Below are 15,347 nucleotides of genomic sequence, written 5' to 3'. Positions count from 1 at the left end.
CGGCCGACGCAAAACACGATCACTTTCACTGCTTGATGTGTTTGCACTTGCGCGACAAACATGGCTAAAGCGCAAACAGCCGCCCGAGCCGTGGCTCGCTATCGCGCACGCCGGCAAGCCGTAACGCGTGCCACGCCATCGCGAAGTTGCTCGATATCACGGGCTTGCCTGTCACCACCTCCAGCTGCGGGATCAGACTACCGACACGCAGGCTCGTGCAGGAGACGAACACCGCATCCGCGTCGGCGTGTCGCGCAAGCTGTTCGATCGCCATGCAAAGCGAAGGGGCATCGATGCGGGAGACCTCGTTGTCGTCTGCGTGCTCGAACGATGCAATGCGGGTCACGGCAATCCCGCGTGCTTCAATGTAGTCGCGCATGAAGTCGTTGATGGAGCGGATATACGGGGTTAGCAACGCGACACGCCGCACCTGTAGCGTGGCGAGCGCTGCGACGGCAGCCGTGATCGGGGTCGTGCAGGCAATGCCGGGACGCGCCTCGCGGACGCGTGCAAACACGCGCTCTTCGCCGATCACCATGGCCGCCGACGTGCAGCCGAACGCTACCACGTCGAGCCGCTCGCCAGGCAGGAGCAACCCGGCCGCCGGGGCGATGCGCGACTCGATTTCGGCCAGTCGCGCCGGCGTGATGTCCGGCGAGTTCTCCAGGCGGCTTTCGTAGAAGGCGACTCCGTTCTGCTGGAGCAGCTGGCGCCATTCGTGTTCGATCGTGTGGTCGGTCGCCAGCACGATGAGGCCGATCGCCGCCCGGCCCGCAATTCCTGCGTCGAGCGCGAAATCGAGCTTCGTGTAGGCGTCGTGCTGTAGTGGGGTGGTGCTCATTTCATCGTCATCCCTGTCAGGTCCAGCTCGGGTGTGCGCCCTGCCATGATGTCGGCGAGCAGTTTTGCGGTGCCGCAAGACATCGTCCATCCCATGTGGCCATGACCCGTGTTCAGAAACAGATTGCGGTGGCGCGTCGGCCCGATCAGCGGGGTACCCTCGGGCGTCATCGGACGCAGGCCGGCCCAGTAGCTCGGCTTCGTGTAGTCGGCGCCGTCGGGAAACAGCTCGCGCGCCGCGCGCAGCATCGGGGCGAAGTCCGCGGGCTCGTGGTTGGTGTCGTAGCCTGCAAATTCGGCCGTCGCGGTAAAGCGCAGCCGCGCACCGAAGCGTGCCCATGCAACGAGATGGTTTTCGTCCACGCCCCCAATCTGAGGGGGGCTGTGCTCCCTTCCTGCCGGAAATGTCGCCGAGTAGCCCTTGACGGGATAGACCGCCAGCCGGTAACCGAGCGGGCGCGCGAGAATCGGCGAATACGAGCCGAGCGCGAGTACGAAATCGTCCCCGTCGATCAGCCCTGCCGGCGTGCGGACACCCGTTATCCGGTCGCCGGCCGCTTCGATGCGGCTGATCGGGGCGTCGAACATGAAGCGTACGCCAAGTCGCTCGCAGACCTTCTGCAACTCGCGGGTGAACTGATGCGCATCGCCGCTCTCGTCGGTGGGGCAATAGATGGCGCCGGCAAGCCGGTCGCGCGCGTGTTCGAGCGCCGGCTCGCGCTTGACCACCTGCGCGGCGTCCAGCGTTTCGAGCGACAAGCCATTTTCGGTGAGAATCGACATGTTCGAGCGGCCGCGCTCGAACGACGCCGCGTCACGATAGAGATACAGGAGGCCGCGGCTGATCCGGTCGTACTGCAGTTGCTCTCTGGCGGTCAGCTGCTGTAGCTGATCCTGCGCGTAACGGCACAACCGTACCTTGCGCGCGGTGTTTTCGCGCGAGCGCGTCGCCGTGCAGTTGCGCAGGAACAGCACACACCACGCCCACATGTGCGGATCCGCGTTGAGGCGCAGGCGAAGCGCCTGTCCCTCGACGAACAGCGATTTCAGCAGGATTTTGGGCGCACGCGGCGAAGCCCAGGTATATGAATGCCCCGGCGCGACGAGCCCGGCGTTCGCAAAGCTGGTTTCGAGCGCGACGCCTGGGCGGCGATCGAGCACGGTGACGGCGCGACCGTCCATCGCAAGGTAGTACGCCGTCGTGACGCCGGCGATGCCTGCACCCAGCACGATGCTCTTCATGCGCGCCCCCTGCTGTCATTCACGAAATATAAGTCCGCTGCCGCTTTTCCGGGAGATTTATACGCGCATACCCTATACCGGTCAGGCGGTCTTCGGCATCTATCATGGAGAAGGCATCTTTGCGCCGGCACCGCGCGACATCTGCGCACCAGGCTCGCGCCGGACCGCACGTAACGATCCATTACGTTTCGCCAACTGACCGCCGGCTTACCCGTCCCGCGGGACCGTCCGGTCGGATTCCCTGCCAGGAGCCACGAACATGAATGCTCAGAACAATGGCTTGCCCGACGCCGCCCGCGTTTTGCGGCAAACCTTCGGCGCCGCGATCCTCGGACTGGCGGCGCTCGCCGCGCTCGCTCCCGAAGCGGCGCACAGCCAGACCCTCAAGATCGGCGTACCGGTGCCTCTTTCGGGCAGCAACGCCAACGCCGGCACCGATATCGTCAACGGCGCCAAACTGGCCGCCGCGAAGATCAACGCGGCAGGCGGCGTGCTCGGCAAGCAGATCGAACTCGTGCCGGAGGACGACGCCTGCGACGCGCAAACTGCTGTTCAGGCCGCACAGAAGCTGATCGACGCGGGCGTGGTCGCAGTGGCTGGCGGGTACTGCTCCAGCGCTGCGCTTCCCGAACTGACGACGTTTCATCGGGTTGGCATGCCCTACGTGCTGGACGCATCGACGAACCCGAAGCTCACGGAAATGGGCTACGACAATGTCTTCCGCACCATTGGGCGCGATGACGAACAGGGCCCGTTCGCCGCAAGCTTCATCAAGAACTCGCTGCATGCGAAGCGCGCCGCCGTGATCGACGACAACACAACTTATGCGAAGGGCCTGGCGCAGAACACGGTCGAGTCGCTGAAGAAAGACGGCGTGGACGTCGTGTATGCCGACTCGATTACGCCAGGCCAGATGGACTACTCGCCGACGCTCACCAAGGTCGCGTCGCTGAACCCTGACGTGATCTACTACACCGGCTATTTCTCCGAAGCTGGACTGCTCGTGAAGGAGGCGCGGCAACTGGGCCTCAAGATGACCCTCATGGGCGGTGACGGCACCAACGACCCGACGCTGATGAAAACGGCGGGCCCCGCGGCCGACGGCATGATCATCACCACCTCTCCGCTGGCGCAATTCCTTTCGGGTGGCCACGGCTTCGTCGACGACTACACGAAGGCCTATGGCCAGGGGCCTGGGCCCTATTCGGTGTATGAATACGATGCCGTTGGGGTCACCGCGAAGGCAATCGCCGACGCGAAGTCGACGAGTCCGGCGGCGATCATCGCCGCGCTGCACAAGATCAAGGACTATCCGGGCGTGACGGGGAGCATCGGGTTCAATCCGAAAGGCGACCGCAGCCTCGCGGTCTATATCACGATCATCGTGCGCAACGACCAGTTCGCGGCTTACCAGCGACAGGACGCGGCGGGTAAATGGGTGGCCATGAAGTGAGCGCTGCGGCGCTCCCGTTGCGGCCATGAGCACCTTTTTCCAGTTCGTCGTCGAAGGACTGACGATCGGCTCGTTCTATGCGCTCGTGGCCCTCGGGTACACGATGGTCTACGGCATTATCCGTCTCATCAACTTTGCGCATGGCGACCTGTTCATGGTCGGCGCATTCATCGGATGGACCAGCCTCGCGACGCTCGCGAGCGCGCACCTGCCGCTCGCGCTCGCGCTGCTGGCTGCCTTCGGGGCGTCGATGGCGGCAACGGGCGGACTCGGCGTCGTCATCGCGCGTGTTGCCTATCAGCCGTTGCTGCGCGCGCCGCGGCTGTCGATTCTCATTACCGCGCTGGGCATTTCGCTGGTGCTCGAAAACGCCGTGTTGCTGATCTATGGCGCCGGCTTCAGGACCTATCCGCACCTGCTCACCCAGGCGGGACTGAATCTGCACAACGTGCAAATCACGTTTTCCCAGCTCGGCATCGTCGCCGCCAGCTTCGCGCTGATGCTGGCTCTCTACTTTTTCGTGAATCACACCTTCATCGGCACCGCGATGCGCGCGCTCGCCATTGATCAGGACGCGGCGCGCCTGATGGGCATCGATGTCGAACGGATGATCCATCTCACCTTCTTCATCGGATCGGTTCTCGCTGCCGTAGCAGGCGTGATGGAGGGACTTTTTTACACGCAGATCAACTTTTTCATGGGCTTCGTGCTCGGCCTGCGCGCGTTCACCGCTGCGGTGCTTGGCGGCATCGGCAACATTCCGGGCGCCATGGCGGGCGGCTTCCTGATCGGGCTGCTGGAGGCGTTCGGCGCCGGCTATGTGTCGTCGCAGTGGACGGATGTGTTCGTGTTCGGTGTCCTGATCGCCGTGCTGGTGGTCAAGCCGACGGGCCTGTTCGGCGAGCGCGTCGTCGAGAGGATGTAGCCCATGCGCGCACCGGCTTCGATGCCAGCCTGGCCCACGATCGCCGCCGCCGGGCTGATCGCCCTGGCCGTCGCGCTGCCCGCGTTCTCCAGCAACTACGTGATCGATGTTGCCCTGACCATCGTCACTTACTCGATCCTCGGCCTCGGGCTGAATATCGTCGTCGGCTACGCGGGGCTGCTAGACCTCGGCTACGCGGCATTCTTCGCGATCGGCGCCTATACGACGGCGTTACTCGAAACGCTGCTGGGCTTCTCGTTCTGGGAAACGCTGCCGTTCAGCCTCGCGTTTGCCGGCGCATCGGGGGTTGTGATCGGCTATCCGACCCTGCGTCTGCGCAGCGACTATCTGGCGATCGTCACGCTGGGCTTCGGTGAGATCACGCGTATCGTCGCGACCAATCTCGAGATTACGGGCGGCCCGAACGGGATTTACGGCATTGCCAGCCCGAGTCTGTTCGGCGTTGAGATCAGCTCGCCGCGCGCGGTCTACGAACTGGGCATGGCGTTCCTTGTCGTGGTCCTGTTGTTCGCGGTCCGCCTGGGCCGGTCGCGGCTTGGGCGCGCGTGGACGAGCATCCGCGAGGACGAATCGGCCGCCGAGGCAGTCGGCGTCCCGACGCTGCGCGTCAAGCTGCTTGCCTACGTGATGGGCGCGCTGATCGGCGGGATAGCGGGGAGCCTGTTCGCCGCGCGCTTTGGCACCATCGATCCCACCGGCTTTACTTATCTGCAGTCCGTGACGATTCTCATCGTCGTCGTGCTCGGCGGACGCGGCAGCATTCCCGGCGTGATTCTCGGCGCGATCATCGTCGCTGGCGTGCCGGAATTGCTGCGCTTTCTGAACCTCTGGCGCATCTTCGGATTTGCCGTCGCGCTCGTGATCCTGATGCTGCTGCGCCCGCAGGGCTTGTGGCCGGTCCGTGCAAAACGCGCCATGCCGCAGGCGGATCTGTCAGGCGTGCCGCTTCCCCCCGCGCCGCCCGTCACAGCCGGGGCGGGCGAAACGCTGCTCGAGGTGCGCGACCTCGCGTGCCGCTTTGGTGGCGTGCTGGCAATCGGTGGAATCAGCTTTGTTGTGCGCAGCGGCGAGATTCTTGCGCTGATCGGCCCGAACGGGGCGGGCAAGACCACGGTTTTCAACTGCCTGACGGGCGTCACCCGCGCGAGCGCCGGACGCATGTTCTGGTGCGGCGCACCGATGGGCGGCGGCGCGCCGCACAAGAATGTGCATCGCGGCATCGCCCGCACGTTTCAGGGGATTCGCCTCTTTGGGCACATGAGCGCGTTCGAGAACGTGCTGACGGGCATGGATCACCGGCTGCGGACGCCGCTTGTCGCCGAACTGGCGGGCACGCCGTCTGCCCGCGCGGAAGCGGCTGAACATGAGGCGCAAGGCATGCGCTGGCTCGACATGGTCGGCCTTGCCGCGCGCGCAAGCGAATACGCGGCCGACCTGCCCTACGGCGATCAGCGTCGGCTGGAAATCGCCCGCGCACTGGCCAGCAATCCGCGCCTCCTGCTGCTGGACGAACCTGCCGCCGGGATGAATCCGACTGAGAAGCACGCCCTGATGGACCTGATCCGGCGCATCCGCGCGCTGGGCGTCACGGTGCTGCTGATCGAACACGACATGACGCTGGTGATGGGCGTGTCGGACCGGATCATCGTGATGGATCATGGCGTCATGATCGCGGAAGGGCCGCCGGCGCAGATCCAGAGCGATCCGCGCGTCATCGACGCTTATCTGGGCACGGCCGAAGAAGACGACGCCGCCGACGATGCCACCGATGGGGAGAAGTCGCTGTGGAGCTCCTAGAAGTCCGTGATCTGCGCGTGAGTTACGGCAACATCGAAGTGCTGCACGGCATCTCTCTCGACGTCGGTCCGGGTGAGATCGTTGCGCTGCTCGGCGCCAATGGCGCAGGCAAGACCACGACGCTCAGAACCATCTCGGGTCTGCTCCGGCCGCGCGCCGGGCAGATCGCGCTTTCCGGACGGCCGCTGACCGGGCTGCAGGCCCATCAGATCGTCGCCCTCGGCATTGGGCACGTGCCAGAGGGCCGACGGATGTTTGGCGTGTTGACGGTCGAAGAGAACCTGCGGCTTGGCGGCTATCTGCTGCGACGTGACGCCGCCGCGCTCGAGCGTCGGGTCGCCGTCCTCTACGAGACCTTCCCGCGGCTTGGCGAGCGACGCGGACAATTGGCCGGAACACTCAGCGGCGGCGAACAGCAGATGCTTGCGATTGCGCGCGCGTTGATGCTCAAGCCGAGACTCGTGTTGCTGGATGAACCGTCGATGGGGCTCGCACCGAAACTGGTCCGCGTGATCTTTGGCATGATTGCCGACATCTGCACCGAAGGCACTTCAGTGCTCCTTGTCGAGCAGAATGTCCGGCAGGCTCTTCGCATTGCGCACCGGGCATACGTGCTGGAAAGCGGCAGCGTGGCGCTGTCGGGTGCGTCGCGGGATCTGGCACAGGACAGCCGTGTCCGTACCGCTTATCTTGGAGGGAGTGCGTCGACTGCGGTTGACCCGCCAGGCGCGTAGCTCAATGCGTTCAGCCGTGGAGCCCCATCTTGCCGCTTGCCATTGCAGCGATGCGAACCACGAGCGCCCGCGGCAGCAACCGTGACAACCAGGTAGCGGCTCTCACGCCTGCCCGCCCCGGGTAGACCACGGCTTTCCTTCGGTCAAAGGCCTCGAGCGTTTTCTGCACCACCGATTCCGGGCGGTCCATGCTCCTCGGCGACACATTAGTCGATACGCCATCAAAGAAGCTCGTTGCCGTAGGCCCTGGGCAAGCAGCCATCACGTGAACACCGGTTCCGGCGAGTTCAAATTGCAGCGCCTCGCTGAAGTGAAGGACGAAAGCCTTGGTCGCGGCGTAGGTGGCCATGAAAGGGATCGGCTGAAAGCTCGCGTTGGACGCGAGGTTGATGATGCCGCCCCTGCCACGTTTTGCCATGCCGCTGCCAAACAGGTGGCTGAGAGCGGCGAGCGCCTGAACGTTGACCTGGATCTCGGACTGCTCCTTCCTGAGGTCGTGCGAGAGGAAGCTGCCGGTCAGGCCAAGCCCTGCATTGTTGATCAGCAGATCTACCTGAATGCCGCGGCGCTCGAGTTCCCGAGCGATCTGGGTGGCTGCGCTGGTTTCGCCGAGGTCCGCATTGAGCGCGATGGATTTCACCCCGTGCCTGGCAGTCAGGTCGGCGGCCAGGGCCTGCAAGGCGTCGCCGGATCGGGCGACTAACACGAGGTTCATGCCGCGTGCGGCAAGGGTCTCTGCGAAGACTTTTCCAAGCCCTTTGGACGCTCCGGTAATCAGGGCGGTCGAACCGCGATAAACAAACATTTTCTGCTCCTTGCTGCGGGATGAACTGGCATTGGCGTGGCGCACGACATCGGACTTCAGGAAAGGCTGACCGCGTCACGGGCCTTGTCGGATGCCTCTGCTTCGTGCGAAACGGGATAGTCGGTGTAACCACGCTCACCACCGCCGAACAGCGTGCTGCCGTCGAAGCCGGCCAGCGGCAGACCGTTGGCGAGCCGGCGCGGAAAGTCCGGGTTGGCGACGAATGGCCGGCCGAAGGCGACCAGGTCAGCGTAGCCGCTGGACAGAACCCACTCAGCGCGCGCCCTGTCGTAATTGCCGGCCACGATGATGGGCCGCTCAAACCTGGCGCGAATGGCCTGGCGGAATTCCTCAGTGAATTGCGGTGCATCGTCCCAATCCGCTTCGACCAGATGCAGATAGCCGATGCCGCGTGCCTGCAAAAATCCGGCGACTTCGAGGATGGTCGGCAGGATGTCAGGGCACGCCATGCCACGCGCAGTCAGAAACGGCGCGAGGCGAATGGCGGTGCGTTCCGCACCCACTTCGTCCGCCACGGCGTTGACGACTTCCTTGAGAAAACGCAGGCGATTCTCGCGCGAGCCACCGTATTCGTCGGTGCGCACGTTGGACGTGGTGCGCAGGAACTGGTCGATGAGGTAGCCATTGGCGCCGTGGATCTCGACCCCGTCGAAGCCCGCATCGATTGCATGGCGAGCCGCCTGGCGGAAATCCGCCACCACGCCCTTGATCTCGTCGCGGCTGAGTGCACGCGGCGTCGGGGAGGCGACCATGGCGCCTATGCCGGTGGCGGGGTCCACCTTCCAGATCTGTCCATCGAAGGGGACGGCGGAGGGTGCCACCGGCAACTCTCCGTCGTGGAAATCCGGGTGGGACATGCGGCCCACATGCCAGAGTTGCAGGAAGATCCGGCCGCCTGCCGAGTGGACCGCGTCGGTCACCAGCCGCCATCCGGCGACCTGATCGGGGCTGTAGATGCCCGGCGTGAACGAATAACCTTTGCCCTGCGGCGAGATCTGGGTAGCCTCGGTCACGATCAGGGCGGCCGAGGCACGCTGGGCATAGTAGCGGGCGTTTATCGCGTTGGGCACGTCGCCGGGCTGGGTGCTGCGTGAGCGCGTCATGGGTGCCATAACGACACGGTGAGCGAGCGTGTGACCGGCGACGACGGCAGGCGTGAAAAGCGGCGAGGCGGTAATCGACATGATGCTGATCTCCGGACTTCGTTGAGGATGTGACGCATTGTGCGGAGCCCGGTGCTGTTTGAGAATTGGGATACCATTTGAATCATTTTCAAAAAAAGCGGAAGTATCGTGGACAATCTCGGCGACATCCGGCTTTTTGTTGAAGCGGCAAACCTTGGTGGGTTGTCGGCGGCGGGGCGCAAGCTCGGACTCTCGCCCGCGGCCGCGAGTGCGCGTCTTGTCAAACTTGAGACGACCCTGCATACGCGGCTCTTCGAGCGCACGACGCGGCAGTTGCGGCTGACGGAGGAGGGCAGGATGTATCTGCTCCATTGTCAGCAGGCGCTTCAGTCCCTCGACGATGCTCATGCGGCGCTACAGGCTGGTCGCAGCATCGTTCGCGGAAAGATCCGCATCTCGGCGACATCGGACTTTGGCCGTCATGTCCTCATGGGTTGGCTCGATGAGTTCAACGTGCAGTATCCGGAGGTCAGTTTCGCGGTGGTGTTATCGGATTCGTTGTTGAATCTGTTGCACGATGACATTGACCTTGCGATCCGGTTTGGCGTGCCCCCGGATAGTTCGTTTGTCGCGCGACGCCTCGCGCCCAACCGACGCGTGCTGTGTGCGTCGCCTGAGTATGTGGCGACGCATGGAGTGCCTGAGCGCCCGCAGGATCTGGATCGCTTCGATTGCATCGTCCTGGGGACGGCTTCCGGCCTTGCGAACGAATGGCGGTTCGCGCGCGGCGGCGAGGTCGAGACTTATACCGTGCCGCTGACAAATTCTCGGGAGACGAACGACGGTGCGCTCGCTCGCGAGTGGGCGGTGGCAGGTCACGGCATCGCAATGAAATCGATATGGGACATCGGGTCCGATCTGCGCTCGGGGAGATTGACTATCCTGATGCCGGAGTGGCGGTCTCCGGATGTCCCCGTGCATGCCTTGTATCAGCGTAGCCGGTACATGGCGCCGCGCGTCCGGGCGCTTCTCGACTTCCTGGTAGAGCGCTTTTCCACGGCAGCTGGTGACCTCGATGCCTGGTTGAACGTCGACACTGCGGCAGGCTGAAAAAAGACAGCGAAGCCGATGTTGGAGCCTCCGCCAAACCCGGCCGGTTCAAGCTGTTCAAGAACACGAGATTGGCGATCCGAACAGGATGCAAGGATCTTTTGCGCAGCTGGGATGCAGAAGGCGTTCGCCGAATTCCGTCATGCAGTACATGAGCCGGTTGAGTCAAGCGGTATTCCACGAAGGAATGAGATCTATTGCTCTGCGGCGTCTTCTGGTCTGCGTCGCCCGCGATCATCATTGCGCTACTCCATCACTCACATCGAGGATATCGCAATGAAAAAGCTCTTCGCCCAGACTACGGTTGGATCTTCTCAACTCAAGCACCGCGTTGTGCTGGCACCGCTAACACGCATGCGTACCGAGGACGGCAACGTGCCAGGCGATCTGATGATCGACTACTATACGCAGCGGGCGTCAGACGGTGGTCTTCTGATCACCGACGCAACTGCGGTCTCGCCGCTTGGCATCGCATACGTTGATGCGCCGGGTATCTACACCGTGGCCCAGGCAAGAGGGTGGAAGCGGGTGGTTGACGCGGTCCACGCCAAGGGAGGGCGCATCTTCCTGCAGATGTGGCACGCAGGGCGCCAGGCACACTCGGCAAATACAGGTGGCATCACGCCGGTTGCTCCTTCTGCATTGCGCTCGCTCGAGTACGCGGCAATCCGCGATGAGAACGGCAACATCGTTGAAGCGGAACTCGAGGTGCCCCGGGTGCTCGAGTTGCATGAAATTCGAGGCATCGTCGAGCAGTTCCGCTACGGCGCGATCCTCGCGAAGGAAGCGGGCTTCGATGGCGTCGAGCTTCATGCCGCCAACGGCTACATTTTCGATCAGTTCCTGCAGGACGGGACGAACCATCGCACCGACGCTTATGGCGGATCACTCGAAAACCGGGCCCGCCTGCTCTTTGAAACGCTTGATGCGGTGACCGCCGTTTGGGGTCCGGGTCGGGTGGCGGTTCGCCTCGCGCCGAGTGGCACCTATGGAACGATGTCCGATAGCAATCCACATGCAACGTTCGGCTACGTGGTGCAGCGACTCAACGACTATAACCTCGCATACCTGCACGTGATTGAGCCGCGTATTCGAGGAATCGAAGACGTTGATTCAAGTGAGTCAGACTTCTCGTCGAAGGACGCACGCCGTCTCTTCAAAGGTACGATCGTTGCGGCCGGTGGGTTTACGCGGGAGAGCGCGGAGCAGATCCTCGTCGATGGTCACGCGGACCTTGTCGCGTTTGGCAGGTTGTTCGTTTCGAATCCGGATCTGCCTGAGCGTCTGCGCACAGGCGCGCCGCTCGCTCGCTACGATCGTTCGACCTTCTACGGTGGCGATGCCAGGGGCTATACGGACTACCCGTCGCTGATTGGTGAAGTGGTCGCAGGGTAATGCAAGACGGCAAAATTACGGGGTGTCATGGCTTGCCTCTTCCGACGCTACCGCTGCCCGTGCCGCCAGCTTGAGCGAGTTCGCGTCGTTGCGGAACAGCACTGGTTGCTCGCGCGCTCCGACATGCGTCGCGGCGCGCCGCACGACGCTGATTACCGCCGTTTCGTGCAACGGCGACATGTCGCAGACGGGGTCGGTATTCGCCGGGTCGCCGGTAAGCAAATACGCCTGGCAGCGGCAGCCGCCGAGGTCACGCTCTTTCTCGTCACAACTGCGGCACGGCTCCCTCATCCATCCATAGCCGCGGAAGCGATTGAACGCGTCGCTGTTGTACCAGATCTCGCGCAATGGCATCTGCGTTACATTTGGGAAGGTCATCCCCGGCAGGCTGCGCGCGCTATGGCAGGGCAGCGCCGCACCGTCCGGCGCAATGCCGAGGAATACCGCGCCCCAGCCGTTCATGCAGCGTTTCGGCCGGCGCTCGAAATAGTCGGGCACCACAAAGAGGATCTTGCAGCGTTCTCCATGTTCCCGGCGATAACGCTCCACCACAGCTTCCGCCTCTTCGAGCTGCTCGCGCGTCGGCATCAGTTGCGCCTGGTTCGTATGCGCCCAGCCGTAGTACTGTGTGTTTGCGAGCTCCAGATACTCGGCGTCCATCGCGAGGGCCATGTCGATGATCTTGTCGACGTGCGGCAAGTTGAAGCGGTGCAGCACGCAGTTGAGCACCATCGGGAAACCGTGTGCCTTGATCGATGCCGCGACGCGCCGTTTCAGGTCGAACGTACGCGTGCTGCTCAGGAAGTCGTTCAGTTGCTGTGTCGAGTCCTGGAATGACAGCTGGATATGATCGAGTCCTGCAGCTTTCAGGTCGTCGAGGCGCCTGTCGGTGAGGCCAATCCCGGACGTGATCAGGTTCGTATAGAAACCGAGCCTGTGCGCTTCGGCCACGAGAATCTCGAGATCGTCGCGCAAAAGCGGCTCACCACCGGAAAACCCGAGTTGTGCCGCGCCGAGCTCACGTGCTTCGCGCAACGCGGTGAGCCATTGCGTGGTGTCGAGCTCGCGACGGTGCGCAGTGTAGTCAACCGGGTTGTAGCAGAATACGCAATGCAGCGGGCAGCGGTACGTGAGCTCTGCGAGCAGCCAGAGCGGCGATGCGACCGCGGCGGGCGCAGCTTGAGGCGCTTCGTTGGCGACAGACTGGGCAAGATCGTTCATTGCGGAAAGGCCTTTTCGATTGAATCGAGCATGGTCCAAAGAATGTCGAGCTTGAACTGCAGGATCTCGAGCGCACGCTCCTGCTGTTCGCGCCGCGTGAAGTAATTCAGCGTCACCGCGAGGCCATGCTGCACGTCCCGTTGCGCGAGCGTAATGCGCGAGCGGAAATACGAGAGACCTTCCGGGTCGATCCACGGGTAGTGCACGGGCCAGGTCGCGAGGCGGTCGCTGTGGATCTTCGGCGCAAACATCTCAGTCAGCGACGAGCACACCGCTTCCTGCCATGGTGCGCGGCGGGCGAAGTTCACATACGCGTCGACTGCAAAGCGCACGCCGGGCGTCACGTGTTCGAGCGACCAAAGTTCGTCGCGCGTGAGGCCAACCGCGTCGGCGAGGCGCGCCCAGGTCTCGATGCCGCCTTCCTCGCCGCCATAGCCGTCATGATCGAGGATTCGTAGCACCCACAGGCGCCGTGTCGCGCGATCGGGACAGTTCGACAGGATCGCGGCGTCCTTGATCGGTATCGTGAGCTGATAGTAGAAGCGGTTCGCAACCCAGCCGCGGATCTGTTCGCGCGAGCAACCACCGACGTTCATCTTCACGTTGAACGGATGATGAATGTGATACGAGGTGCCTTTCGCGCGCAATTGCGCTTCGAATTCTTCGCGACTCCACGCTGGCTGCGCGGGGCCCGTGAGGCGCACCGGTGCGGTGCCGAAAGTATCTGTGGCGTTCATGCAAATCAGGCAATAGCGCCGCCGCCGTCAACGAGAACTGTCGATCCCGTCGCGTATGGCGTCGTAACGAGGTACACGATGGCGTTTGCGATATCTTCCGGCTGGCCGATGCGACGTGCGGGAAGTGAGGCTTCGGCGCTGTCATACATCTTCTGACGCGCCTCAGTGCCCAGCTTGTTCCAGAGGGGTGTTGTCACAAGACCCGGCGACACTGTGTTCACACGCACCGGCGCAAGCTCGAGTGCGAGACCTCGCGAGAGCGCCTCCAAAGCCGCATTAATGGCCCCCTGAAGGACTGCGTTCGGACTCGGACGCACGCTGAGGAAGCCAGACACGAAAGTGAGTGAGCCGCCGGAGGCAATGTTGACGGCGCGTGCTACCCGATACGCGCCCCAAAACTTGCTGTTCATCGCGGCGTAGGCGTCCGACAACTCGAGTTTGCGTGACGGGCCGCCGGGCGTCTGAGCTGCCGATATGACTACATGATCAAATTGCCCAGCGTCGTGAAGGAACGCCTCGACTTCAGCGTCGTTCGTTGTATCGAGCACGGCCGTCTGCGCCATATGACCAACCTGTGCGGCGGCTTCGCTTAGTCTTTGAGCGTTGCGCGACGCAATCAGGACGTTCGCCCCGATATTGGCCAACGCCCTGGCGGCCGCCAACCCAATCCCGGAACTTCCACCAACGACTAGTACCTTCTTTGACGTAAGCATATCCATATGCATTGCCTGGTAATTGACCGATTCTGATCACACCATTGTGGGCTTGGCCGACGGCGAGACATAGCCCGGAAACGACGCCGACGCTATCGCACTGCCCAATCGTACTTGTGCGTGCCGGGCGACGCATCTGAAGATCCGGAATAGCTGTTATTCCAGCGTGGGGGTTTCGCGACGAGGCAGACATGTGATTGGTCGCGATGCGGAGGTACGACGCGCATGAACATTTTTTTGACTTGATCTTGATCTCATGGGGTCGTCGACTGTTACACGGGTATTTGCCTCAGGTGCTAGTGGTCCGTGTACTTCCGGACAAAGCCAACGCTGCGGACGAATGAGCCAGGCCGCTAATACCGTAGTTGGACTCCTTTTATTGGCATGGAAGAAGATGTACTCGGCGCGCGCGCTCGGCACTCGGCGCGGACACAGGTCGTGTTTCGCGAAGCCGACCGGTGGATATTCGGCATAGTAGTTATTCCGGTCAGGAATGGCATAGAGCGCGTTCCGTTCGCATAGGATATCGAAGCAATAGGGTGTAGCGGGAAGCCGGTCGCGGTTAATGGAATGTGGTTTAACTTCCCGTTGGACCGGCGTAACACGACGACGCGGAAGAGGTGCAATTCTCGTCAGATCAATTCACCCCAAATGCCGATCCGCAACCTGGGGTTACGCGGTGAAGACCTGGTGAAGAGGTTGGGTCACGAGCTTAGGGTAATTCCCAGCAGAAAAGGACTTGGAGGCGAGAGCTTCGATGACTATGCTTAAATGGTCAATCGATAAGTAATGCATGGTTGAGAGACGGAACCACCTCTATCGATGCGTATGTGAGGTCCTGACGAAATGTCGAAAATCCGGGCCAGTGAAATACTGAAAATATCAGGGGTCCATAGGAGAATGGAAGAATGACTGCTTACGTTGTACTAACTCGAGAGGAAACGACAGACCCGGCAGAGCTCGAGGCATATGCGAGGGAGGCTCCGGCGGCCGCCGAGGGTCACAGGATTTCGTTCCTGGCCCTATACGGAAAGCAGGAGATGCTTGAGGGCTCGGCAATTGAAGGGGCCGTCATTCTCCGGTTTCCGACGTTTGAAGAAGCAAAGCAATGGTACGTAAGTCCAGCCTATCAGAGGGCCGCCGCGCATCGGCATAGCGGGGCAAGGTACCGCGTCTTCATCGTAGAGGGCTCCGACTAAACAGGGATGC

General features: G+C 62.6%; 14 protein-coding genes. 7 read left to right on the top strand and 7 right to left on the bottom strand.

The features are described 5' to 3' along the window. Positions 1 to 64: 64 nt before the first annotated feature. Together P3T23_RS10540 and P3T23_RS10535 are read right to left on the bottom strand one after the other, a co-directional pair. Positions 65 to 841 carry a maleate cis-trans isomerase family protein gene (locus P3T23_RS10540; RefSeq protein ID WP_429316094.1) on the bottom strand — a complete coding sequence of 259 codons (777 nt, stop codon included), beginning with the start codon at positions 839 to 841 and terminating at the stop codon, positions 65 to 67. Further along, complete coding sequence (locus P3T23_RS10535) at positions 838 to 2,082, bottom strand: D-amino acid dehydrogenase (protein WP_429316093.1); 1,245 nt, start codon at positions 2,080 to 2,082, stop codon at positions 838 to 840. Before P3T23_RS10535 ends, P3T23_RS10540 begins: the two co-directional genes overlap by 4 nt. Before the next feature lie 259 nt (positions 2,083 to 2,341). Between P3T23_RS10535 and P3T23_RS10530 the strand changes: the two genes are divergently transcribed. The 4 genes from P3T23_RS10530 to P3T23_RS10515 are packed head-to-tail and all read left to right on the top strand — an operon-like array spanning position 2,342 to position 7,012. Continuing rightward, positions 2,342 to 3,535, top strand: coding sequence for a branched-chain amino acid ABC transporter substrate-binding protein (locus P3T23_RS10530; RefSeq protein ID WP_429316092.1), 1,194 nt, complete (start codon positions 2,342 to 2,344; stop codon positions 3,533 to 3,535). 25 nt (positions 3,536 to 3,560) lie between these two features. After that, positions 3,561 to 4,460: a branched-chain amino acid ABC transporter permease gene (locus tag P3T23_RS10525; RefSeq protein WP_133666479.1), complete on the top strand. Its 900-nt coding sequence runs from the start codon at positions 3,561 to 3,563 to the stop codon at positions 4,458 to 4,460. 3 nt (positions 4,461 to 4,463) lie between these two features. Further along, complete coding sequence (locus tag P3T23_RS10520) at positions 4,464 to 6,278, top strand: ABC transporter permease subunit (protein ID WP_429316091.1); 1,815 nt, start codon at positions 4,464 to 4,466, stop codon at positions 6,276 to 6,278. After that, on the top strand, positions 6,266 to 7,012 hold the full coding sequence (locus P3T23_RS10515; RefSeq protein WP_429316090.1) for an ABC transporter ATP-binding protein: 747 nt from the start codon (positions 6,266 to 6,268) through the stop codon (positions 7,010 to 7,012). Before P3T23_RS10520 ends, P3T23_RS10515 begins: the two co-directional genes overlap by 13 nt. Before the next feature lie 10 nt (positions 7,013 to 7,022). On the opposite strand, the gene P3T23_RS10510 is transcribed toward P3T23_RS10515, so the two are convergent. Together P3T23_RS10510 and P3T23_RS10505 are read right to left on the bottom strand one after the other, a co-directional pair. Beyond that, positions 7,023 to 7,817, bottom strand: a complete 795-nt coding sequence (locus P3T23_RS10510) for an SDR family NAD(P)-dependent oxidoreductase (protein ID WP_429316089.1) — start codon at positions 7,815 to 7,817, stop codon at positions 7,023 to 7,025. Positions 7,818 to 7,873: 56 nt separating this feature from the next. Next, complete coding sequence (locus tag P3T23_RS10505) at positions 7,874 to 9,022, bottom strand: alkene reductase (RefSeq protein WP_429316088.1); 1,149 nt, start codon at positions 9,020 to 9,022, stop codon at positions 7,874 to 7,876. Positions 9,023 to 9,130: 108 nt separating this feature from the next. Here P3T23_RS10505 and P3T23_RS10500 point away from each other — a divergent pair, with 108 nt between their 5' ends. Then, on the top strand, positions 9,131 to 10,072 hold the full coding sequence (locus P3T23_RS10500; protein ID WP_429316087.1) for a LysR family transcriptional regulator: 942 nt from the start codon (positions 9,131 to 9,133) through the stop codon (positions 10,070 to 10,072). Positions 10,073 to 10,348: 276 nt separating this feature from the next. After that, positions 10,349 to 11,467 carry an alkene reductase gene (locus P3T23_RS10495; RefSeq protein ID WP_429316086.1) on the top strand — a complete coding sequence of 373 codons (1,119 nt, stop codon included), beginning with the start codon at positions 10,349 to 10,351 and terminating at the stop codon, positions 11,465 to 11,467. Between the two features lie 15 nt (positions 11,468 to 11,482). Here the strand turns inward: P3T23_RS10495 and pqqE are convergent, their stop codons facing one another. Genes pqqE through P3T23_RS10480 form a run of 3 tightly spaced genes read right to left on the bottom strand, consistent with a single transcriptional unit; the run spans position 11,483 to position 14,144 of the window. Then, entirely contained in the window at positions 11,483 to 12,688 is a 1,206-nt protein-coding gene (pqqE, locus tag P3T23_RS10490; RefSeq protein WP_429316085.1) for a pyrroloquinoline quinone biosynthesis protein PqqE, read from the bottom strand. Then, positions 12,685 to 13,425 carry a pyrroloquinoline-quinone synthase PqqC gene (pqqC, locus tag P3T23_RS10485; RefSeq protein ID WP_429316084.1) on the bottom strand — a complete coding sequence of 247 codons (741 nt, stop codon included), beginning with the start codon at positions 13,423 to 13,425 and terminating at the stop codon, positions 12,685 to 12,687. The genes pqqE and pqqC overlap by 4 nt, the downstream gene beginning before the upstream one ends. Positions 13,426 to 13,430: 5 nt before the next feature. Continuing rightward, on the bottom strand, positions 13,431 to 14,144 hold the full coding sequence (locus P3T23_RS10480; RefSeq protein ID WP_429316083.1) for an SDR family oxidoreductase: 714 nt from the start codon (positions 14,142 to 14,144) through the stop codon (positions 13,431 to 13,433). Between the two features lie 902 nt (positions 14,145 to 15,046). Between P3T23_RS10480 and P3T23_RS10475 the strand changes: the two genes are divergently transcribed. Beyond that, positions 15,047 to 15,337 carry a DUF1330 domain-containing protein gene (locus P3T23_RS10475; RefSeq protein WP_429316082.1) on the top strand — a complete coding sequence of 97 codons (291 nt, stop codon included), beginning with the start codon at positions 15,047 to 15,049 and terminating at the stop codon, positions 15,335 to 15,337. Positions 15,338 to 15,347 lie beyond the last annotated feature (10 nt).

The sequence above is a fragment of the Paraburkholderia sp. GAS448 genome (genome assembly GCF_050435685.1).
Classification (GTDB): Bacteria; Pseudomonadota; Gammaproteobacteria; order Burkholderiales; family Burkholderiaceae; genus Paraburkholderia.
Note: the sequence above shows the minus strand (reverse complement) of the source record. Positions and strands in the feature narration are given on the sequence as shown.